The organism is Pseudoflavonifractor sp. 524-17, assembly GCF_009935845.1.
GTDB lineage: Bacteria > Bacillota > Clostridia > Oscillospirales > Oscillospiraceae > Pseudoflavonifractor_A.
In genome coordinates this window covers 65162-86526 of the sequence record NZ_QWEK01000007.1, presented here as the reverse complement: position 1 = coordinate 86526, position 21365 = coordinate 65162, and the positions used below count along the sequence as shown (strand labels likewise).

The following is a 21365-nucleotide window of genomic DNA, read 5'->3' as shown; positions in this document are numbered from 1 at the left end:
CCCGGCGGCGATGTTCTCACCGGCGGTATAGTAGGACTGAACGTTGAACGCCTCCAAGGCGGTAAAGCAGTCGCTCCCATCCGGGCGCGTGTGGGAGAACAGCCCCGGCAGCTCCGTGGCCCGCAGCTGGGCCGCCTGGGTCAGGGGATCGTAGGTGGACAGGGCTGGCAGCCCCGCTTTGGCCCGCTCCTCATTTACCAGACGGACCACCTCCGCGGTCAGCTCCTCTGCGGACTGGCTGGGCGCAGGTGTGGGGGCAGGCGTAGGAGTGGGTGTGGGTGTGGGTGTAGGAGTAGGCGTAGGAGTGGGATTCTGCCCGCCGGCAGGCAGGCTGTTGGACCCCAGGAACATCTGCACCCAGTAGTGGCCATAGCCGCCGGGGGCCTTTATATAGCCCACGCCGATGTGGGTAAAGTCCTTGTTGAGGATATTGGCCTTGTGGCCGGAAGAATTCATCCACTGGTCCATGGTTCCCGCCGCGGTGCTGGACCCGGCGGCGATATTCTCACCGGCAGTGTAGTACCCCTTGATGCCGAACGCGTCCAGGGCGGTAAAGCACTGGCTCCCATCCGGGCGCGTGTGGGAGAACAGCCCCGGCAGCTCCGTGGCCCGCAGCTGGGCCGCCTGGGTCAGGGGATCGTAAGTGGACAGGGCTGGCAGCCCCGCTTTGGCCCGCTCCTCGTTCACCAAGCGGACAATCTCATCGGCCTGGGTCTGGGCGGACGGGGCGGGTGTAGGCGTTGGGGTTGGCGTCGGGGGAACGGAGGGCTCTGCCTTTGCGTCACTTTGAATGCCGATGGTCTGGCTGCTCTGATCCCAGGTGACCTCAAAGCCCAGGGCGTCCCCCAGGTCCCGGAGCTTGAAGTAGGTATTCTGGTTGATAGTGTAGGCTCCCAGCTGGCTCTTGGTTCCGTTGATGTAAATGGGGGCGCTGTTTATGGTGGCCTGACGGCTCTGGCCGGAGGGCGGGGCCAGCTCCCCACCAGTGGTGGTGTAGGGCTTGCCGGTGGTAATATTGATGGCCCCCAAATTTTTGTCCCAGGTCACATCAAACTGGGCGGGGGTGCCCCGCAGCGCCTGGGCGATGTCCCGCAGCTTGAAGTAATTGGTGCCCTTGCTGCCTTCGAAGAGGGTATAGGCGTCAAAGTTGACAGCGGATCCGTCCACCAGCACCTTGGAGCCGTTGGAGTAGGCCGTGGCCTGCTGTCCGGCGGCGGCGGCCGGCGCGCCGGACAGGGCAAGTCCCGCCGCCAATCCCAGCGCCAGCAGCTTCTTTCTGAATTGTTTCCTCATTCTACAAAATACTCCTTTCCAAATGAATCCAGATTCTAACTTATCCCTCTGCTCCGCCCCCCAGCAGGGCGGTGGTTTGGGTACAGGAAAAGGTCTCCCCCGGCTGGAGTACCTGGATGGCCGGCCGGCGGAACAGGTTGTGATCCCCATCCAGGCGGTCCGGCAGGCCGTACCACGGCTCGATACACACAAAGCGCATGGGCCCCGGCTTGGACCAGAGCAGCACGTAGGGAAAGCCTTCCATCCCCAGGCGCAGAGCAGGCCCTCCCCCCTTCAGCGCCACCTCCACCCATCGGGAGCGCAGGCTGGTCAGGCAGATAGAGTCTTGGTCGAAGAGGGTATCCGTGAGCTCGATCTCCGTCTCGCCGGTAAACCGGGGCCGCTTCCCGCTGACCAGTCCCTCCGGCCCGGTGACAATCTCCTCCGGCGTCTCGGCCCGCTCGAAGCGGATCACATGGTCCTGGGTGGCCGCTCCTGCCGCCAGGGGGAGGGCAAAGGCGTGGTGAAAGCCCACCTGGAAGGGCATGGGCCGGCTGTCCCGGTTCTCCACCTGGTAGGTCACGCGCAGGCTGTCCTCCCTCACCGTATAACAGGTGTCCAGCCGGAAGCGCCAGGGATAGCGGGCCAGGGTATCTCCGTCCGCGTCCAGCCGGAAAACCAGCCGGTTTTCCCCCTGCTCGACAAGGGTATGGACCCGGTCCCGGGCAAAGCCGTGGGCGCCGTTTTCATACCGCCGCCCGTCCTGCTCGAACCAGCCGTCCTTCAGCCGGCCGCACCAGGGAAAGCAGGTGGGGGCATGGCGGCCCCACACGGCGGGATCCCCCTGCCACATCCACTCCCGCCCCCAGGCGGTCAGGCTGCACAGCTCCGCCCCCCGGTCCGACACCCGGATCCCGAGGCTCCCCTGTCTCATCTCATATTCCACAGTCAACACCCCATTTCCTTTTCTGGAATCTTTCGGTGCTTTTTTATTATACCCCTGTCCGTTTCAAAGAACAAGTAACCCTTGCAAATTTCTCCCCCTCCCCTTATAATCAAAGGACTTGACATGAGGAGGGGATTTTCTGTGGAACAGCCGCGCACCGTACTTATTACAGGGGCCAGCCGGGGGATTGGAGCGGCCTGCGCCCGCCGTTTTGCCCGGGCGGGGGACCGGGTGGCCATTAACTACAACCGCTCCCAGGAAGCGGCCCACGCCCTGGCGGAGGAGCTGCGCGCCATGGGGGCCGACGCGGCGCTCTTCCAGGGCGACGTAGGAGACACAGGGCAGGTCAATCAAATGGTTGACAATGTGTTGGATAAATTTTGTCAACTTGACATACTGGTATGCAATGCCGGCGCCGCCAAACAGCAGCTTTTTACCGACATCACCGACGAGGATTGGCACAGCTGCTTCCAGGTCAACGTGGACGGGGTGTTCCGCTGCTGCCGGGCGGTGCTGCCCCATTTCATCCACCGGAAGCAGGGGCGCATTATCACCATGTCCTCTATCTGGGGACTCACCGGCGGCTCCTGCGAGGTGGCCTACTCCGCGGCGAAAGCGGCGGTCATCGGCCTGACCAAAGCCCTGGCCAAAGAAGTGGGGCCCTCTGGAATTACGGTAAATTGTGTGGCTCCCGGGGTGATTGACACAGAAATGAATCACAATCTCACCCCGGACGATCTGGAGGCCCTTCGGATGGACACCCCTCTGGAGACCATTGGCCGGCCGGAGGACGCGGCGGAGAGCGTCTTCTTCCTGGCCTCGGAGGGGGGACGCTTTCTCACCGGCCAGGTGATCAGCCCCAACGGCGGTATTCTGATCTGAACCCCTGTGATTTTGTGCTTTACTGCCATGAATTGAAAAAACAGCTCTCGCTACCTTGTGAAATTTAACAGGTTGACAACTTTTTGTTTCGGGGCGTATAATGTCAACAACTCACAAGGAGGTTCAATGAAATGAAACAATCCCGTATTTTGTCTCTTACTATGGCCGCTGCCATGAGCGCCGCTCTGCTCACCAGCTGCGGCGGCGGTACTGCCGCCCAGCCCTCTGCTTCCCAGCCCTCCGGCGCCCCCGCCGGCGGCAGCGGAGAGGCCATCACTACCCTGAAGATCGGCGGCATCGGCCCCCTGACCGGCTCCGCCGCCGTGTACGGCCTGGCCACCAAGCAGGGCGCCGAGATCGCCGTGCAGGAGATCAACGCCTTGGGCGGCCTCCAGCTGGAGCTGAACTTCCAGGATGACGAGGGCGATGCGGAGAAGTCCGTCAACGCCTACAACACCCTGAAGGGCAGCAACGTCCAGGTCATCTACGGCTGCACCACCACCACCCCCTGCGTGGCCGTGGCGGCTGAGACCTTCAGCGACCGGTATTTCCAGCTCACCCCCTCCGCCTCTTCCACCGATGTGACCAGCGGCAAGGACAACGTGTTCCAGGTCTGCTTCACCGATCCCAACCAGGGCACCACCGCCGCCAACTACATCAAGGATAACAACCTGGGCAGCCAGATCGGCGTCATCTACAACAACGGCGACGCCTACTCCACCGGCATCTACAACGCCTTCCAGGCCCAGGCGGACTCCATCGGCCTGTCTGTCGTCAGCGTTCAGACCTTCCCCGAGGACACCAACACCGACTTTACCGTCCAGCTCAACGCCTTGAAGGACGCCGGCGCGGATCTGGTGTTCATGCCCATCTACTACACCCCCGCTTCCCTGATCCTCAACCAGGCCAAGACCATGGGCTTTGCCCCCACCTTCTTCGGCTGCGACGGCATGGACGGCATTCTGGACATGGAGGGCTTTGACACCTCCCTGGCCGAGGGCCTGATGCTCATGACCCCCTTCAACGCCTGGGGCGAGGATGAGCGCACCGTGAACTTCGTCTCCGCCTATCAGGCGGCCTACGGCACCCTGCCCAACCAGTTTGCCGCCGACGGCTATGACTGCATGTACGCCATCTACGCCGCCGCCCAGGCCGCCAATCTCACCAGCGATATGGACAACGCCGCCATCTGCCAGGCCATGATCGCCACCTTTACCAGCGGCAGCTTCAGCGTGGACGGCCTCACCGGTTCCGGCATGAGCTGGAGCACCAACGGCGAGGTCTCCAAGGCCCCCGTGGTGGTCTCCGTCCAGGACGGCAATTACGTCACCCAGTAATCTTTTCACCTTCATGGAACCCCAGAGAGGGTTGCTGTACAGCAGCCCTCTCTCAGCCTGGCGAAACGTGTTTTTCGCCAGGCTGAGAGCAGTTTTCAGAACTTCAAAAAGTTCTGAAAACTGGTTTGCCTGGACGCGAAAGGGAACCCTGACGGTTCCCTTTCACACTATCCCTCCCTCCGGGGCCCTTCAGATTTCATGTTTTTGGCACGCTGAGAGGGTTGCTGTACAGCAGCCCTCTCTTTCCCCTATTTTTATGCGGCGCGGCAGCGCATTCCCCCTGTATGGCAGAAACGTCTGCATCCATTTTTTAAACGGGTGCAAAGGTCTCTGCCATACCGTCCCATTTTGGCGTTTTCGCGCCTATTTTGAAATTGAGAGAATGAGAAAAACGAGAAAGAGGTGGTCGGTTTGGGTATTCTCCTGGGTATCCTCAATAACCTGATCAAAGGCATCAGCCTAGGCAGTATTTATGCCATCATCGCCCTGGGCTATACCATGGTCTACGGAATTGCCAAGATGCTTAATTTTGCCCACGGCGACGTAATCATGGTGGGCGCCTACGTCTGCTTCTTCGCCATGGGTCAGTACAAGCTGCACCCTATTGTGGCGGTGCTGCTGGCCATGGCGGTGTGTACCGTGCTGGGCGTGATTATTGAGCGTCTGGCCTATAAACCCCTGCGGGCCGCTCCCTCCCTGGCGGTGCTCATCACCGCCATCGGCGTGAGCTATTTCCTCCAGAACAGCGCCCTGCTCCTGTGGAAGTCCGACACCAAGATCTTCCCCTCCGTAGTGGGCACGGGCTCGTTCAAAATCGGGGAGCTGAGCATTACCCATGTGGCCCTGGTGACGGTGGCGGCCTGTGTGGTGATTATGCTGGCCCTCACCTTTTTCACCAGCCGGACCAAGATGGGCAAGGCCATGCGGGCCTGCTCGGAGGACAAGGGCGCGGCCATGCTCATGGGTATCGACGTAAACCGCACCATCTCCATGACCTTTGCCATCGGATCCGCCTTAGCGGCCGTCGCCGGCGTGCTCCTGTGCTCCGCCTACCCTACCTTAATGCCCACCACCGGCTCACTGCCCGGCATCAAGGCCTTTACCGCCGCTGTCTTCGGGGGCATCGGCTCCATCCCCGGCGCCATGCTGGGGGGGATTCTGCTGGGCATTATTGAGATCTTCGCCAAGGCGTATATCTCCACCGCCCTGTCCGATGCCATTGTCTTCGCCGTGCTCATTATTGTGCTGCTGGTCAAGCCCTCCGGCCTGCTGGGCAAGACCATCCGAGAGAAAGTGTAGGTGGCAGAGATGAAAAAACTATCCCCCGGCCGCAAGCGGCTGGTGAACAATTCCATCACCTACGGCATGGTGGCCGCCGCCTTTATTATCCTCCAGGTCCTCCGGGGCCAGGGAATGGTCTCCCCCTCGCTGGAAGGACAGCTGGTGCCCATCTGCGCCTATGTGGTCATGGCCATCTCTCTCAATCTGGTGGTAGGCATCTCTGGCGAGCTCTCTCTGGGCCACGCCGGATTTATGAGCGTGGGCGCTTTCTCCGGCGTCATCGCCGCCATGTCCCTGCAAAACGCCATCCCCTCCCCAGCCCTCCGGCTGGTGGTGGCCATGGTGGTGGGCGCCCTCTTCGCCGGCGTGGCCGGATTCATTGTGGGTGTGCCGGTGCTCCGCCTGCGGGGGGACTATCTGGCCATTGTCACGCTGGCCTTTGGCGAGATTATCAAGAACATCATCAACATCCTCTATGTGGGTGTGGACGGCAGCGGCCTGCACTTCTCCACAAAAAACGAGGCCGCTCTTGCCCTGGAGAGCGGCGGCAAAGCCATTCTGAAGGGCCCGATGGGGGTCACCGCCAACGTGAAGCTGGCAACCTTTACCGCGGGATTTATTCTGGTGCTCATCGCCATCACCGTGGTGCTCAACCTGGTGAACAGCCGGGCGGGCCGGGCCATTCTGGCCCTGCGGGACAACCGCATCGCCGCGGAGAGCGTGGGCATCGGGGCCACCAAGTACAAGCTTATGGCCTTTGTCACCTCCGCCGTGCTGGCGGGGGCCGCCGGCGCCCTCTACGCCATGAACTACTCCTCTGTGGCGGCCAAGAAGTTTGACTTCAACACCTCCATTCTGGTGCTGGTGTTTGTGGTGCTGGGAGGCATGGGCAATATCCGGGGCTCCATCATCGCCGCCGCCCTGCTCACCGTCCTGCCGGAGCTGCTGCGGGCGGTAAACGACTACCGTATGCTGGTCTATGCCGTGGTTCTTATCCTGGTGATGCTGGCCACCAATAATCCTACCATCCGGGACTTCTTCTCCCGCCTCGGCCTGAAAAAGGCCCCCGCCAAGAAAGGAGTGAAGCAGGCATGAGCCGCATGGAACAGCGCAAGCCCACCCGTCTGGTCCCCGTGCCCAGCGTCAACATGGTGCCGGAGCGGGACGTGGACAAGCGGCCCATCCTAGAATGCCGCAACCTGGGCATTGACTTCGGCGGCCTCACCGCCGTGGACGAGTTCGACATGGCCATCGGCCGCACCGAGATCGCCGGGCTTATCGGGCCCAACGGCGCGGGCAAAACCACCGTGTTCAATCTGCTCACCAAGGTCTATCAGCCCACCCGGGGCACCATCCTCCTGGACGGCAAGGACACCCACAATATGAGCATCACCCAGGTCAACCGGGCGGGCATCGCCCGCACCTTCCAGAATATCCGTCTGTTCGACAAGCTCAGCGTGGAGGACAACGTAAAAATCGGACTGCACAACCAGATCCGCTACCCCATGTGGAACGGGGTGTTCCGCCTGCCGGGCTACTGGAAGAAGGAGAAGCTGGCCCATGAGAGCGCCATGGAGCTGCTGCACATCTTTGATATGGAGGATCTGGCCAATCACCAGGCTGGCAGCCTGCCCTACGGCGCCCAGCGCCGGCTGGAGATTGTCCGCGCGCTGGCCACTAACCCCTCTCTGCTCCTGCTGGATGAGCCCGCCGCCGGTATGAACCCCTCGGAAACCGCGGATTTGATGGAAAATATCCTGAAAATCCGGGACACCTTCCACATTGCCATTATGCTCATCGAGCACGACATGAACCTGGTCATGGGCATCTGTGAGGGCATCTGCGTGCTCAATTTCGGCAAAATCATCGCCAAGGGCACGCCGGAAGACATTCAGAATAACCCCCGGGTGATCGAGGCCTATCTGGGCTCCCAGAAGAAGGAGGGCTGAGACCAATGCTGAAGGTTGAACACATCAATGTCTATTACGGCGCCATTCACGCCATCAAGGATATCTCCTTTGAGGTAAACGAAGGGGAGATTGTCACCCTCATCGGCGCCAACGGCGCAGGCAAGTCCACCACCCTCCAGACTGTCTCCGGCCTGCTCCACTCCCACACCGGATCCATCCGCTTTATGGACAAGAGCCTGGCCGGTATTCCTCCCCACAAGGTCGTCTCCCTCGGCCTGGCCCACGTGCCGGAGGGACGGCGGGTCTTCCTCCAGATGACGGTGGAGGAAAACCTGGAGATGGGGGCGTTCACCCGCCCCAACAGCGAGATTTACCCCGGCCTGGAGGACGTGTACCAGCGCTTCCCCCGCCTGAAGGAGCGCCGCCGGCAGGTGGCCGGTACCCTCTCCGGCGGCGAGCAGCAGATGCTGGCCATGGGCCGCGCCCTCATGTCCAAGCCCAAGCTGCTCATGCTGGATGAGCCCTCCATGGGTCTGGCTCCTATTTTGGTGGAGCAGATCTTTGACATCATCAAGGAGCTCAACCGCGCCGGCACCACTATTTTGCTGGTGGAGCAGAACGCTCAAATGGCCCTCTCCGTGGCCCACAGGGGCTATGTGCTGGAGACGGGAAAAATCGTCACCACCGGCACCGGCGCCCAGCTTCTGGAGGACGAGGCCGTAAAAAAAGCCTACCTGGGCGGATAGCAGCAAGGACACGCCGGCACCTGGAATCCGATGGGTTCCGGGTGTCTGCTTTTTACCGTATTCACAGGATTTTCTCCCGCTCTCAGCCCAGCGGGCCGGGCATATTGAATTACTGCTTGCCTATACTGGGCCGTCTGTGTTATCTTAGAACCTGTGTTCATCACCGGCGGATTTGCGTTTCTTGACACTTTCCTTGAAAATGGGTATGATATAATCAACAAAGTGGAACCACAGCAAATACCGCGTTTCAATTACCGGATCTCTTGCCCGCGATATAAAATGTTTTGATTACAGTGAGGAGACGCCCATGGCAAAGACCACGCCAAAATCCTATGACAACGACTCCATCTCCGCCCTGAAGGGGGCGGACCGGGTGCGCAAGCGGCCCGGCGTTATTTTCGGCTCTGACGGGCTGGACGGCTGTGAGCACGCCGTCTTTGAGATTCTGTCCAACGCCATCGACGAGGCCCGTGAGGGACACGGCTCCCTCATCACTGTCACCCGCTATGCCGACCACTCCATCGAGGTGGAGGACTTCGGCCGGGGCTGCCCCGTGGACTGGAACGAGAAGGAGCAGCGGTACAACTGGGAGCTGGTGTTCTGTGAGCTGTACGCCGGGGGCAAGTACGGCGGGGACGGGGACAACTACGAGTACTCTTTGGGCCTCAACGGCCTGGGCTCCTGCGCCACCCAGTACGCCAGCGAGTATTTCGACGCGGTTATCCACCGGGACGGCCTGCGCTACTCCCTCCACTTTGAGAAGGGGGAGAATGTGGGCGGCCTGACCAAGGAGCCCGCCTCCCCCAAGAAGACCGGCTCCCTCTTCCGCTGGAAGCCCGACCTGGAGGTCTTTACCGACATCGACATCCCCGCCGGATACTACCTGGATATAATGAAGCGCCAGGCCGTGGTCAACGCGGGCATTACCTTCCGCTTCCGCAACCAGGTGGACGGGGCCTTTGAGATCACGGAATTCCGCTATGAGCGCGGCATCATCGACTATGTAAATGAGCTGGCGGGGGAGCAGTCCCTCACCTCCCCCGTGTTCTGGCAGACCGAGCGCCGGGGCCGGGATCGGGCGGACAAGCCGAAATACAAGGTAAAGCTCAGCCTGTCCTTCTGCTTTTCCAACACGGTCAACCAGATCGAGCACTACCACAACTCCTCCTGGCTGGAACACGGGGGCGCGCCGGAAAAGGCCGTGAAGAGCGCCTTCGTCTCCGGCATTGACAGCTACCTGCGCCAGCAAAACAAATATCAAAAGGGCGAGAGCAAGATCACCTGGGCGGATATTGAGGACTGTCTGGTGCTGGTGAGCAATAATTTCTCCACTCAGACCTCTTATGAGAACCAGACCAAGAAGGCCATCAATAACAAATTTGTCCAGGAAGCTATGACCGACTTTCTCAAAGCCCAGCTGGAGGTCTACTTCATCGAGACCCCCCTGGACGCGGAGAAGATTGCCGAGCAGGTGCTCATCAACAAGCGCAGCCGGGAGAGCGCGGAGAAAGCCCGGCTCAACATCAAGAAAAAGCTCTCCGGCAGCGTGGACATCGCCAACCGGGTGCAGAAGTTCGTGGACTGCCGCACCAAGGACACCGAGCGGCGGGAGCTGTATATCGTAGAGGGCGACTCCGCCATGGGCGCGGTGAAGCTGTCCCGGGACGCCGAGTTCCAGGGCATCATGCCGGTGCGGGGGAAAATTCTCAACTGCCTCAAGGCCGACTACGCCAAGATCTTCAAAAGCGAGATCATCACCGACCTTCTGAAGGTCCTGGGCTGCGGGTGCGAGGTGGAGGACCGGCACGCCAAGGATATTTCCTCCTTTGACCTGATGAACCTGCGGTGGAACAAAGTCGTCATCTGTACCGACGCCGACGTGGACGGCTTCCAGATCCGCACTTTGATTCTCACCATGCTCTACCGCCTGGTGCCCACCCTCATCCAGCGGGGCTACGTCTATATCGCCGAATCCCCTCTGTACGAGATTACCTGCAAGGACAAGACCTGGTTCGCCTACAGCGAGCGGGAAAAGCAGGACATCACCGCCAAGCTGGCGGGGAAAAAATGCAACATACAGCGCTCCAAGGGCCTGGGCGAGAACGAGCCGGACATGATGTGGCTCACCACCATGAATCCGGACACCCGCCGCCTTATCAAAGTCATGCCGGAGGATGTGCAGCGCACCGCCGCTATTTTTGATCTGCTTCTGGGGGATAATCTTCAGGGCAGAAAGGAACATATCGCGGAGGACGGGTATAAATATCTGGATTTGGCGGATATTTCGTAGTGTCCGGGGGAGCGGCCCTGCGCGGGCGGCGCCAGGACTCTTTCCCGAAAGGGCCCTGGACCCAAAGGGCCAGAGGGGGGAGGATCCCCCCTCTGGACTCCCCCAGCGCGGGGACCCCGGCGGCGCACCGCGCCGCCATCACTGCCTCAGCGTCCTGAGAGCTGTTCAGGACAGGTGCTCCCTGCGTAAGTCTCCCGCCAGACCAGGTTTCATGTGCCGGGCCTCCCTGGTCGGCCCGGTGGAACGGCTGGCAGTGTACTCGCCCCCAGGCCGACCAGGGAGGCCCGGCGCTTCTATTGTAACGTCTCCTGTAAAACCCCAGGTGGAACCGCGTTGTCTGCCAGACTGGCACATCGGCATGGCAGATATCCGGCGCGGTGCGCCAGGTGGGCCTATCGTCATGGGGGATTCTCAAGGGGGTTGACCCCCCTTGAGCCCTTTGGGGTTCCGGGGCCCTTTCGGGAAAGGGCCCCGGTCGCCGCCCGCGCAGGGCCGCCCCCGGAGGGCGCCCTATTTTTCAAAGTAAAAAGTAAGGATGATTGCCAATGGCGAAAAAGAAGCCCCCCCAGGAGGGGGGCAAAAAGGTCAACAATCCCAACGTTATGGGTCTTCGGGCGGAGGTGCTGGAGCAGCCCATCACCCAGACGCTGGAACTCAACTACATGCCCTACGCCATGAGCGTGATTGTCTCCCGGGCCATTCCGGAGATCGACGGCTTCAAGCCCAGCCACCGCAAGCTCTTGTATACCATGTACCAGATGAAGCTGCTGGGGGGCTCCCGCACCAAGTCCGCCAACGTAGTGGGCCAGACCATGAAGCTCAATCCCCACGGCGACACCGCCATCTACGATACCATGGTGCGCCTCAGCCGGGGATACGGCGCCCTGCTCCACCCCCTGGTGGACTCCAAGGGCAACTTCGGCAAGGTCTACTCCCGGGACATGGCCTGGGCGGCCAGCCGGTATACAGAGGTCCGGCTGGACTCCATCTGCGGCGAGCTCTTCCGGGACATTGACCAGGACGCGGTGGACTTTGTGGACAACTACGACGGCTCCATGAAGGAGCCTGCCCTGCTGCCCACCACCTTCCCTAATGTGCTGGTCAGCGCCAACCAGGGCATCGCCGTGGGCATGGCCTCCAATCTGTGCGGCTTTAATCTGGGCGAGGTATGCGACGCCACAATTGCCTACCTGAAAAAGCCGGAGACTGATCTGCTGTCTATTCTAAAGGCCCCTGACTTCCCCACCGGCGGGGAGATTTTATACGACGAGGCCGCCCTGCGCCACATCTACGCCACTGGCCGGGGCTCCTTCCAGGTGCGGGCCCGGTGGCGCTATCTCAAGCAGGAGCACCTGGTGGAGATCTACGAGATCCCCTACTCCACCTCGGTGGAGGCCATTATGGACAAGGTGGCCGACCTGATCAAGACCGGCAAGGTGAAAGAGATTGCCGATATGCGCGACGAGACCGATCTCAACGGCCTCAAGCTCACCATTGATCTGAAGCGGGGGGCCGACCCGGACAAACTCATGGCCCGGCTCTTCCGCTCCACCCCCCTCCAGGACGCCTACTCCTGCAACTTCAACATCCTCATCGCCGGAATGCCGCAGGTCATGGGGGTGGGCAAAATTCTCGAAGAGTGGACCGCCTGGCGCACCGGCTGCGTAAAGCGGCGTGTCTACTTCGACATGAAGAAGAAGGAGGAAAAGCTCCACCTGCTCCAGGGCCTGAAGAAAATCCTGCTGGACATTGACCGGGCCATCCAGATCATCCGGGGCACCCAGGAGGACGCGGAAGTGGTCCCCAACCTGATGATCGGCTTTGGCATCGACCAAGTGCAGGCGGAATATGTGGCGGACATCCGGCTGCGCAACATCAACCAGGAGTATATTTTGAAGCGGGTGGCGGAGACCGCCTCTCTGGAGGAGGAGATCCGCGACCTGCGGGATCTGGTGGACAGCCCCGCCCGCATCAAAAAAGTTATCATCTCCGAGCTTCAGGCGGTAAAGAAAAAATATGCCCTGCCCCGCCGCACGGAGATTGTCTATGACTACCAGACCGCCGCCCCCGACAGCCAGGACAGCGAAATCCCCCGCTATCCCGTCCATGCTTTCCTCTCCCGAGAGGGTTACTTCAAGAAAATCACGCCTCAGTCCCTGCGCATGAGCGGGGAGCAGAAGTACAAGGAGGGAGACGGCCCCGCCCAGCAGTGGGAGGCCAACAACCAGGACGAGCTGCTGGTCTTTACTGACCGGCAGCAGTGCTACAAGGCCCGCCTCAGCGACTTTGCCGACACCAAGGCCAGCGTATTGGGGGAATATCTCCCCACCCGCCTGGGGATGGACCCTGGAGAGACCCTGCTGTGGGCCTGCGTGACCGGGGACTACAGCGGCCATGTGCTCTTTTTCTTCCGCAACGGCAAAGCCGCACGGGTGGAGCTGGCCGCGTACAAAACCCAGACCCGCCGGCGGCGGCTTACCGGCGCCTATTCCGACAAATCCCCCCTGGCCGCGGCCCTGCTGATTCAGGAGGAGCTGGAGCTGGCCCTTGTGTCCAGCGAGGGCCGGTGCGTAGTATTCCATACCGCCGCCCTGGCTCCCAAGTCAACCCGGTCCACCCAGGGCGCGGCGGTCATGACATTGAAGCCAAAATATGTACTGGAGCAGGCGCTTCCCCTGGCCCAGACCGCGATTATCAACGCCGCCCGCTACCGGGCCAAGGCCCTGCCCGCCGCCGGAATGCTTCTGAAGGAAGCCGACCGGGGAGAGGAGCAGCTTTCACTGCTGTAACCAGGGCGGCAGGCATACATGGAAAGGGAATGAGGTTTTTATGAGGCAGACAGCCAGCCGGCTTGTACGCTCCTACTTCTGGATCACCGCGGCCTCCGCCGTGTACGCCCTGGGATTCAACTGGTGCTATGTGCCCAACGAGATCGGCTTTGGGGGTATCACCGGCGTGGGCCAGATTATCAACGCCCTTCTGCCCTGGATCCCCATCGGCGCCATTGTCATTGTGCTCAATATCCCCCTGTTTTTTCTGGGGTGGCGGCTGTTGGGGGGGCACCTGCTCCTCTCCTCCCTATACGCCATGTTTACCTCTTCTCTGTTTGTGGATCTGAGCGCGGCACTGTGGCGTTTCCAGCCTATGGATCCCATGCTGGCCGCTATTTTCGGCGGCATCCTCACAGGCGGTACTCTGGGCGTGGTACTCCTCCAGGGGGCCACCACCGGCGGCACAGATCTGCTGGCCCGGCTGCTCAAGCTGAAAATCGCCTGGCTGCCCATGGGCAATCTTCTGATGGCGGTGGATCTGGTTGTGATTGCCGCGGTGGCGGTGGCCTTTCATAATCTGTCCAGCGCCATGTACGGCGTCGTCTCCCTCTTTGTCTGCTCCAAGGTGATGGACATGGTGCTCTACGGCATGGACCAGGCCAAGGTGGCCTATATCATCAGCAGTAAGCCGAAAGAGATCTCCAACGCAATTTTTGACCAGCTGGATCGTGGCGTCACCATTCTCCACGGAGAGGGGGCCTGGTCCGGCCAGGCCAAGCAGGTCCTGCTGTGCGCCTTCAAGCAGCGGCAGATTGTCCCCCTCAAGCGGACGGTACGGGAGATCGACCCGGATGCCTTCCTCATTGTCTGCGATGCCCACGACGTACTGGGCGACGGTTTCCGCTCCAACCAGCAAAATGAACTATAATTCAGATCTTCAAAACGTTCTGAGCTCTTTTTACCAAAAATGCAAAACAAAAATGAAAGGGTGCTTTTTATGGCTGACATTCACGCGCTGCTTGATAATCTGCGCCGCAACGGGTTTTCCGCCGTCTACTTTGACACCGCTGGAGAAGCCGCCGCCTATCTGGATCAGAAGCTGGACGGCCGGACCATCGGCATGGGCGGCTCCATGACCATCCAGGAGCTGGGGCTTGTGGAGCGTCTGTCCGCCCACAACCAGTTCTACTGCCACTGGACCGGCGCCACCGCCGCCCAGGCCAACGCGGCGGAGGTCTATCTGTGCTCTGTCAACGGCCTGGCGGAGACGGGGGAGATCATCAACATCGACGGCACCGGCAACCGGGTGTCCTCTACCATCTACGGCCATAAAGAGCTCTATCTGGTAGTGGGCGTCAACAAGGTGGAGCCGGACTTTGAAAAGGCCCTCTGGCGGGCGCGGAACATCGCCTCCCCCAAGAACGCCAAGCGCCTCAACCGGAACACCCCCTGCGCCGTCAAGGGAGACCGCTGCTACAACTGCGACAGCCCGGAGCGGATCTGCCGGGCCCTCACCGTCCTCTGGCGCAAGCCCACGGGCATTGATTTCGCCGAGGTCATTGTGGTAGGAGAAGCCCTGGGTCTGTAACCTTTTGAAAGCAGCAAACCATATCGCGCAAGGAGGTCCGCTATGGGCAGAAAAGATAAGCTCTCCCCGCTGCTGCTGGCGGTCCTCCTGGGGCTGAGCGGCTGCGCCTCCATGCTGGAGCGGGACTCCATCGTGGTCACCGCCCATCCGGAGCATCCCATCACCGACGACTCCAGCGTTCTGCTGGCGGAGAACTATCAGGATCTGGTCAACGACGTGCTCTACTTCGTCCGGCAGGGCACAGAGGTGGGCTCCATCCGCCTGACCAACTACCCCCAGGGCCGGGATGTGGGCGCGGATCTCAGCAACGCCTGTCTGGAGGTGGCCCGGGACGCCCCGCTGGGGGCCTACGCCGTGGAGGTCATTGAGCACGACTACACCCGGGTAGTACAGGACTACGAGGCCACCATCCGCATCACCTACCGCCGCTCGCTGGAACAGATGCAGGGCATGAAGAACGTCATTGGCAGCAGCGCCATCCGCCGGGTGCTTCAGGAACAGCTCTCCCGCTTCTCCCCGGAGGCGGTACTCCAGGTGGCCTATTTCACCGAGGACGAGAACTACATCGCCTCCCTCATCCGGCAGGCCTACTACGACACTCCCGCCGCCGCCCTGGGGATGCCCCAGTACACCATCACCTTGTACCCGGACGCCGGCCGGGAGCGGATTGTGGAGATCCAGCTCACCTATCCCGAGCCGGCGGACACCCTGCGCAGCAAGCGCCAGCAGCTCATCCAGCGGGTGGAGGTACTGCGCAGCTCCTTTCACGGCCTCACCGGCCAGGACGCCGCCCTGGCCATCTGCGGCCTGCTACGCCAGTGCGTACAAGGCAATCCCGGCCAGGAGGAGGGGGCCTCCGCCTACCACGTCCTGCTGGAGGGGCAGGGGGACAGCGAGGGCATGGCTCTGGCCTTCCGCCTCCTGTGTCAGAGCGAGGGGTTAGACGCCTGGGTGGTCCAGGGCGTACGGGATGGCAGTGTCCACTTCTGGAACGTCTTCGCCCTGGGGGACGGACAGTACCGCCATGTGGACGCCTCCAGCGGCGACGCCCTTCTCCTCACCGACAGCGAGCTGGAGGCCCTGGGCTATTCCTGGGACCGGGACGCCGTCTTCCCCTGCGTCTCCCCCGAGGGCGACGCGCCCCCTGAGACCGTCATGGCCCAGGTAAAAATCAGTGAAAATAATACTTGACTTTTTCCCGCCCGGCCGCTATAATAACATCTGTCGCACGCAGGTGTAGCTCATCTGGTAGAGCGCCACCTTGCCAAGGTGGAGGTAGCGAGTTCGAGCCTCGTCACCTGCTCCAGCTCAGAAGTTCCCTGCACCGCTCCGTTTCCGCCTTGCGGCGAAAACTGCGCTATGCGGGGAACTTCTTCGCTTCCAACCGCGACCCGCGCCGCTGGGCTCGCGGTTGGGGGCCCCGGGGGCGCGGCCGGGCAGCTCCCGCCGGATCCTTTTTCTCAAATTTGCCTGATTTCTCTTGACTTTTTTTCTGTTGTCCCATATAATAATGATTACCGCTTGCAGGTGTAGCTCATCTGGTAGAGCGCCACCTTGCCAAGGTGGAGGTAGCGAGTTCGAGCCTCGTCACCTGCTCCAGCTCAGAAGTTCCCCGTGCCGCCGTGTTTCCGCCTTAGGGTGAAAACTGCGCGCTGTACGGGGAACTTCTTCGCTTCCAACTGCCGCCCGCTCTGCCGGGCCCGCGGTTGGGGAACGTTAGGTCTGTGTAAGGAGGGCTTTTTATGACTACATTGGCACAGCGGATTGAGCTGCTGCGCACCCAGGCCAATCTCAGCCGGCCGGCCCTGGCCGCCGCCCTGGGCTTTCCCAAGGGAACCATTGATAAATTTGAGACCGGCCGCGCCACCCCCACCAAGGAGCAGCAGGAGAAGCTGGCGTGTCATTTCGGCGTCTCCCTCTTCTATCTCCGCGGCGAGAGCAACGACCCCACCCGGCAGGACGACTGGATGGATGCCCTCCCCGAGGACGACGGCCCCGGCTTCGTCCCCGCGCCCAAGTCCAAACGTCCCAAGCAGGAGGAGCCCGGCGGTGCCATGCTGGACTCTCTGTTGGCCAGCAAGGCCGTCCAGGACCTGCTGAAAAACATCGTGCTGGACACCCTCCGCTCCCCTGAGGGCCAGGCCCTGATCCGAAAGGCCGTGCTGTCTGCCGTCCCGGAATTGCGTCATCTCCCTACTGTTCAGTAGGGTTGCTCTCAAATCAAATACAGCGCCAGACGGAATGGACGGTGGTCGTAAAACAGTATTTTTGAAAAATCTGAAAACCATGTGTTTTCAAGGGGCGGCGTGACTTCGGTCACGCCGTTTCCTTTTTCATCAGTTCATCCAGAGGAATGAAGCCCATACCGTCGTACTTGATGTGGATACTCTGGCGGCGCTTTCCGCTGGACTTGTCGGGAGCCTCCACATAGATGGCCTGTACCAGTTCCCGAAGGGCATACGGGTCAAGCGTTTCGATGCCCACATACTTGTGCGCCTTCTGGATGAATTTCTCAATGTTTTCGTTCTGTCGTTCCTGTACTTCAATATTCTGCCGCAGGGTGATGACTTCGGCTTCCAACTGCTTCTGTTCCGCCTCGTAGCTTTGACTCAGCATATCGAACCGCTCGTCATTCAGGCGCCCGCTGGCGTTGTCCTCGTAAATCTTGATAAAGAGCCGTTTCAGTTCGGCGATGCGCTTCTCGTCCCGGTTGAGCTGCTTGCGGATAATCTGCAATTTCTCCGCACTCTCCAGCTTCATCTGCTGCTCCATCACGGCTCGGAAGTAGTCCTCATGCCGGAGGATATACCCCATCACCAGCTGCATATGCTTCAGCACCAACTGCTCCAACACCTTGACCCGAATGAAGTGACCGCCGCATTTTTCCCTGTTCTTCTTGTGCAAAGAACAGTCGAAGAAGTCCTGAGCGAAATCGCCATTGTTGGAAGAACCGTACTGCATCTTAGAACCGCAATCGGCACAGTAAACCAGCCCGGAAAAGATACTGCTTCTGCCTGTGCGGGTCATGCGGTGCCGCTGTTGCCGGATTGCCTGGACTTTCTCAAACACATCGTCTTCGATGATACGCTCATGGGTGTCGGGGAAAACCGCCTGTTTCTCGATTGGCGTCTCGCGTTGCTTCTTGTCCCAGATGGAGTTGGTGTAAGTCTTGAAGTTGACAGTGCATCCTGTGTACTCCCGGCGTTCCAGAATCTTGACGACAGAACTGTCCTGCCAGCCATAGGGGTTCTCCGGTGTGGGGTTCGGCGTACTGCGCCCATGCTGTTTCTTATAGGCGGTAGGGGTCAGCACCTTGTCGGCTCGGAGCTGGTTGGCAATCTGCTGTGGACCTCGCCCTTCCATGCACATCTGGAAAATACGCCGTACCACCTGGGCGGCCTCCGGGTCGATCAGCCAGTGGTGGGGATTCTCCGGGTCTTTCACATAGCCATAGGGAACATTGACTGTCAGCGGTACGCCACGCTCACCTTTCGCTTTCTGGACAGCCCGGATTTTACGGCTGGTATCCCGGCAATAAAATTCGTTAAACCAGTTCTTGATGCCCGCAAAATCGTTGTTGATGCTGTTCTGGTCGGCGGTGTCGAAGTTGTCGTTGATGGCGATGAATCGAACGCCGTTTTGCGGGAAGGTGAAGTTGGTATAAAGCCCGGTCAGTGCGGAGTTACGGCCCAGGCGGGAAAGGTCTTTCGTGATGGCGATAGCCACCCGCCCGGCCTCAATCTCAGCCAGCATTGCTTGGAAGCCGGGGCGGTCATAGTTTACGCCGCTGTAGCCGTCATCAATGAAAAACTTTGGATTGCTGAAATGGTGGTCCTTGCAGTAGCTGAGCAAGATAGCCTTTTGATTCTCAATGGACAGGGACTCCCCAGCCCGCTCGTCCTCCTGCGACAAGCGGCAGTAGAGGGCAGTAATTTTACTTGTTGCTCCCGACATTTCTGTCTCCTCCTTTATCGGAGCAACTGTCAGTACAGGATTGGTTGACTCTATTTTAGCATGACTCGCTGTGTTTGTCACCGGCCCACCTCCACTGTTTTTGCAAAATTTTTAACGGCAATGCGCTCCAGCCTGCGGACGAAGCTCTCCGTCCCCTCATAGCTGCCTGTGACGGTGTAGACAGTGCCGCCAATTTCCTCTGTGACTGTCAGTTCCGGTATCCAATAGGCAGACAGGTTCCGAACATGGATGCGCCCTGCCGCATCAAAGCGGAACCGATATTCAGCGGCTTCAGTCGCCATGTTTTTCTCACTCATAAAATCTTAACTCCTCTCCAAAAATCAATGCTCGACTTCCTGTTTTCTTTGATGCCCCCGGCGTTGCTGGTCGTGGAGAGCAGAATCCACCTTGTACTGAATATCCCGCAACTTTTTCAAATCGGCATAGATAGGTTTCAGTTCGGCAGTTTCGGCTGCGTACTGCTCCATGAGCCTTTCCAATTCCGCCTGCCACTGTTTCGGGGTCAGTTTTTTGCCAGGGAGACCGGCATTGTCCAGCTTGCGCTTTACGGCATAAAACTGCCTGATCTCACTGTCATGTTCGGCCTTGTACTTTTCCTGTTTCTTTCCGAAGCCACCCTTGGCAGGAATGGCGTCTACAATAGGCTTCAATCGGGTGTAGTCCTCTACCAAACGGATCAGGTCTTTCAGCTTTTTCATCTGCGTGGCTTTCTCTTTCGTGGAGCCGTTTAGGTCAAATACCTTATCGCTCATGGCGGATACAAACTCATGCAGCTGGTCGATTGTGAGAATGCCCTTGGATTCCAGAAACGCAAAGTCCTCTGTGTATCGCTTCAGATTGCCGACCTTTGCTTTTTGCGAATAAGCCCCGGCGTTGCGGACGGAATAATAGGCCGCCAGCGCCTGTGCCAAATCCAGCGATTGCGCCGCAGTCAATTTCTCTTTCGCTTCTGTCAGCCACGCCATCAACCCGGAGATTTTTTGCCTGATACTGCGGAGCATACTGTTGGTGGCTCTGATCCAACGGTTGAGGTCACCTTTGTCGGTACGGATACCCCTTGCCTCCATCTGCCGGACAGCAGGGCCTTCGTGAACGGTGGGTAATTGTTCGATTCCCTGACGCTCATAACTGCGGTGGTCGATGCGGCAGGACAGACCTTTTTCTTCAAAACGGGCATTGCACAAATCCGCCCATGCCTTGCGCCACTCTTCCAGCGTTTCCGGCCTGCTCCAATCGGTGGTGGGAACGGCGTTGAACACATAGTTGCCGGCCTCGTCCCGAATGCGGTTGCCGTTTTCATCCAGCACATAGACCCGGTGCTGTTTGGCATCCCATTTCCCATTTTCTTTCAAAGGGCGGATGGGACACATCACATGAAAATGGGGATTGGCGATGCCGCCATCTTCTTTGTCAGGCAGATGGACGGAGAAGTCGCAGATCATGCCTCGGCTGACAAACTGCTCCAACAAAAATTGCCTTGCAAGGTCGATGTTCTCCTCCAAGGAAAATTCGTTCTGCAAGGCAATATCGAAGCTGTACGCAAGCTGGGCTTGGGGATGGCGCTCTGCTTTCTCCACGGCGTTCCAGAGTGTCTGGCGGTCTGCATACTCCAGCGGGGCATGAGGCGACAAGAGGATTTCGGAATGAGACACGCCGCCCTTGCGGGTGTAGTCGCTGACCTCGCCGTAATACTCGCTGAACAGCTTTTCCCCGGAACGGTAGGCGGCAGAGGCGATGGCGGACTGTCCTGCACTCCGCTTGATTTGAGTGGCGTGGAAATGATAAAGGGCGATAATCAGTCACCTCCTGATTGCTCGGCGGCGTTGTGGGCGTTGACCGCTTCCATCACCATGCCTTTGACTTCAGGCATGGAGAAGATGCGATCCACAAGGGAGAAGAACTCGACTTCGCCCAGCACCGTCACCAGCGGGGACACGCTTTCGACAGCCGCGCCGCGGGTGATCAGGCGATGCGCCCTTGCAGTGCGTTCCCGCTTTTTGTAATACTGCTCCCGATTGCAAAGACGCTGGTACTTGTGCTGCTCCCGCATGAGCTGCTGTTCGGCTTCGGCTTTTTCGGCTTCAAGTTTTTTGAGTTCAGGACTTGGCTCGTACATTCAAATGACCTCCTTCATTTTTTCTGCGGCTATGAAAAACCGCCTGTCAGATTTGACAAGCGGTTATGAGTATGAAGTATGTACTTTAACAGGGATAGCCGCAACGCGGCGCAAGGGGCAGACAGCCCCTTGTTCGGAGCAGAGCGACGGAAAACGGCTCTGACTTTCAAAAGTCAGAGCCGTTCAGCCTCGCAGAGCGCACATACGGGGGACACCCCGTATAGAAGTGCGCCATTCGGAATTTTCAATAG

Annotated in this window: 18 protein-coding genes and 2 tRNA genes; 14 read left to right on the top strand and 6 right to left on the bottom strand. The window is 59.8% G+C overall.

Translation table 11 applies throughout. The features are described 5' to 3' along the window. On the bottom strand, nt 1-1293 hold a 1293-nt coding region (locus D1159_RS02795; RefSeq protein WP_243152073.1), incomplete at its 3' end, for a CAP domain-containing protein. Nucleotides 1294-1333: 40 nt separating this feature from the next. Further along, complete coding sequence (locus D1159_RS02790) at nt 1334-2218, bottom strand: aldose 1-epimerase family protein (RefSeq protein WP_161844176.1); 885 nt, start codon at nt 2216-2218, stop codon at nt 1334-1336. Nucleotides 2219-2359: 141 nt separating this feature from the next. Between D1159_RS02790 and fabG the strand changes: the two genes are divergently transcribed. The 14 genes from fabG (at nt 2360) to D1159_RS02720 (ending at nt 17230) form a co-directional block, all read left to right on the top strand. Beyond that, nucleotides 2360-3100, top strand: coding sequence for a 3-oxoacyl-ACP reductase FabG (gene fabG / locus D1159_RS02785; RefSeq protein WP_161844175.1), 741 nt, complete (start codon nt 2360-2362; stop codon nt 3098-3100). 131 nt (nt 3101-3231) lie between these two features. Then, nucleotides 3232-4437, top strand: a complete 1206-nt coding sequence (locus tag D1159_RS02780) for an ABC transporter substrate-binding protein (protein WP_161844174.1) — start codon at nt 3232-3234, stop codon at nt 4435-4437. A gap of 423 nt (nt 4438-4860) precedes the next feature. Beyond that, complete coding sequence (locus tag D1159_RS02775; RefSeq protein ID WP_161844182.1) at nt 4861-5736, top strand: branched-chain amino acid ABC transporter permease; 876 nt, start codon at nt 4861-4863, stop codon at nt 5734-5736. A gap of 9 nt (nt 5737-5745) precedes the next feature. Then, entirely contained in the window at nt 5746-6813 is a 1068-nt protein-coding gene (locus tag D1159_RS02770) for a branched-chain amino acid ABC transporter permease (protein ID WP_161844173.1), read from the top strand. After that, the gene (locus tag D1159_RS02765; protein WP_161844172.1) at nt 6810-7667 is read left to right on the top strand and encodes an ABC transporter ATP-binding protein; all 858 of its coding nucleotides are present in this window, start codon (nt 6810-6812) and stop codon (nt 7665-7667) included. Before D1159_RS02770 ends, D1159_RS02765 begins: the two co-directional genes overlap by 4 nt. A 5-nt stretch (nt 7668-7672) precedes the next feature. Then, nucleotides 7673-8374 (top strand): ABC transporter ATP-binding protein, encoded by a 702-nt coding sequence (locus tag D1159_RS02760; RefSeq protein ID WP_161844171.1) that lies wholly within the window; start codon nt 7673-7675, stop codon nt 8372-8374. A 307-nt stretch (nt 8375-8681) separates the two neighbouring features. After that, on the top strand, nt 8682-10664 hold the full coding sequence (locus tag D1159_RS02755; protein ID WP_161844170.1) for a toprim domain-containing protein: 1983 nt from the start codon (nt 8682-8684) through the stop codon (nt 10662-10664). Between the two features lie 545 nt (nt 10665-11209). Continuing rightward, the gene (locus tag D1159_RS02750; RefSeq protein ID WP_161844169.1) at nt 11210-13453 is read left to right on the top strand and encodes a DNA gyrase subunit A; all 2244 of its coding nucleotides are present in this window, start codon (nt 11210-11212) and stop codon (nt 13451-13453) included. Nucleotides 13454-13493: 40 nt separating this feature from the next. Further along, nucleotides 13494-14363 (top strand): YitT family protein, encoded by an 870-nt coding sequence (locus tag D1159_RS02745; RefSeq protein WP_161844168.1) that lies wholly within the window; start codon nt 13494-13496, stop codon nt 14361-14363. A 69-nt stretch (nt 14364-14432) separates the two neighbouring features. Further along, complete coding sequence (locus D1159_RS02740; RefSeq protein WP_161844167.1) at nt 14433-15023, top strand: lactate utilization protein; 591 nt, start codon at nt 14433-14435, stop codon at nt 15021-15023. 42 nt (nt 15024-15065) lie between these two features. Then, complete coding sequence (locus D1159_RS02735) at nt 15066-16214, top strand: transglutaminase domain-containing protein (protein ID WP_161844166.1); 1149 nt, start codon at nt 15066-15068, stop codon at nt 16212-16214. 39 nt (nt 16215-16253) lie between these two features. Next, nucleotides 16254-16329 (top strand) — tRNA-Gly (locus D1159_RS02730). Nucleotides 16330-16546: 217 nt separating this feature from the next. After that, nucleotides 16547-16622: transfer RNA gene (locus D1159_RS02725), tRNA-Gly, on the top strand. Nucleotides 16623-16765: 143 nt separating this feature from the next. Continuing rightward, nucleotides 16766-17230 carry a helix-turn-helix transcriptional regulator gene (locus D1159_RS02720; RefSeq protein ID WP_161844165.1) on the top strand — a complete coding sequence of 155 codons (465 nt, stop codon included), beginning with the start codon at nt 16766-16768 and terminating at the stop codon, nt 17228-17230. A gap of 109 nt (nt 17231-17339) precedes the next feature. On the opposite strand, the gene D1159_RS02715 is transcribed toward D1159_RS02720, so the two are convergent. The 4 genes from D1159_RS02715 to D1159_RS02700 all read right to left on the bottom strand — a co-directional run bounded on the left by D1159_RS02715 (nt 17340) and on the right by D1159_RS02700 (nt 21114). Then, entirely contained in the window at nt 17340-18977 is a 1638-nt protein-coding gene (locus D1159_RS02715; protein ID WP_161844164.1) for a recombinase family protein, read from the bottom strand. A 77-nt stretch (nt 18978-19054) separates the two neighbouring features. After that, the gene (locus D1159_RS02710; protein ID WP_202620905.1) at nt 19055-19294 is read right to left on the bottom strand and encodes a hypothetical protein; all 240 of its coding nucleotides are present in this window, start codon (nt 19292-19294) and stop codon (nt 19055-19057) included. A gap of 24 nt (nt 19295-19318) precedes the next feature. Then, nucleotides 19319-20791: a MobQ family relaxase gene (gene mobQ, locus D1159_RS02705; RefSeq protein ID WP_161844181.1), complete on the bottom strand. Its 1473-nt coding sequence runs from the start codon at nt 20789-20791 to the stop codon at nt 19319-19321. Between the two features lie 2 nt (nt 20792-20793). Then, nucleotides 20794-21114 (bottom strand): DUF3847 domain-containing protein, encoded by a 321-nt coding sequence (locus D1159_RS02700; RefSeq protein ID WP_121707475.1) that lies wholly within the window; start codon nt 21112-21114, stop codon nt 20794-20796. Between the last annotated feature and the right edge of the window lie 251 nt (nt 21115-21365).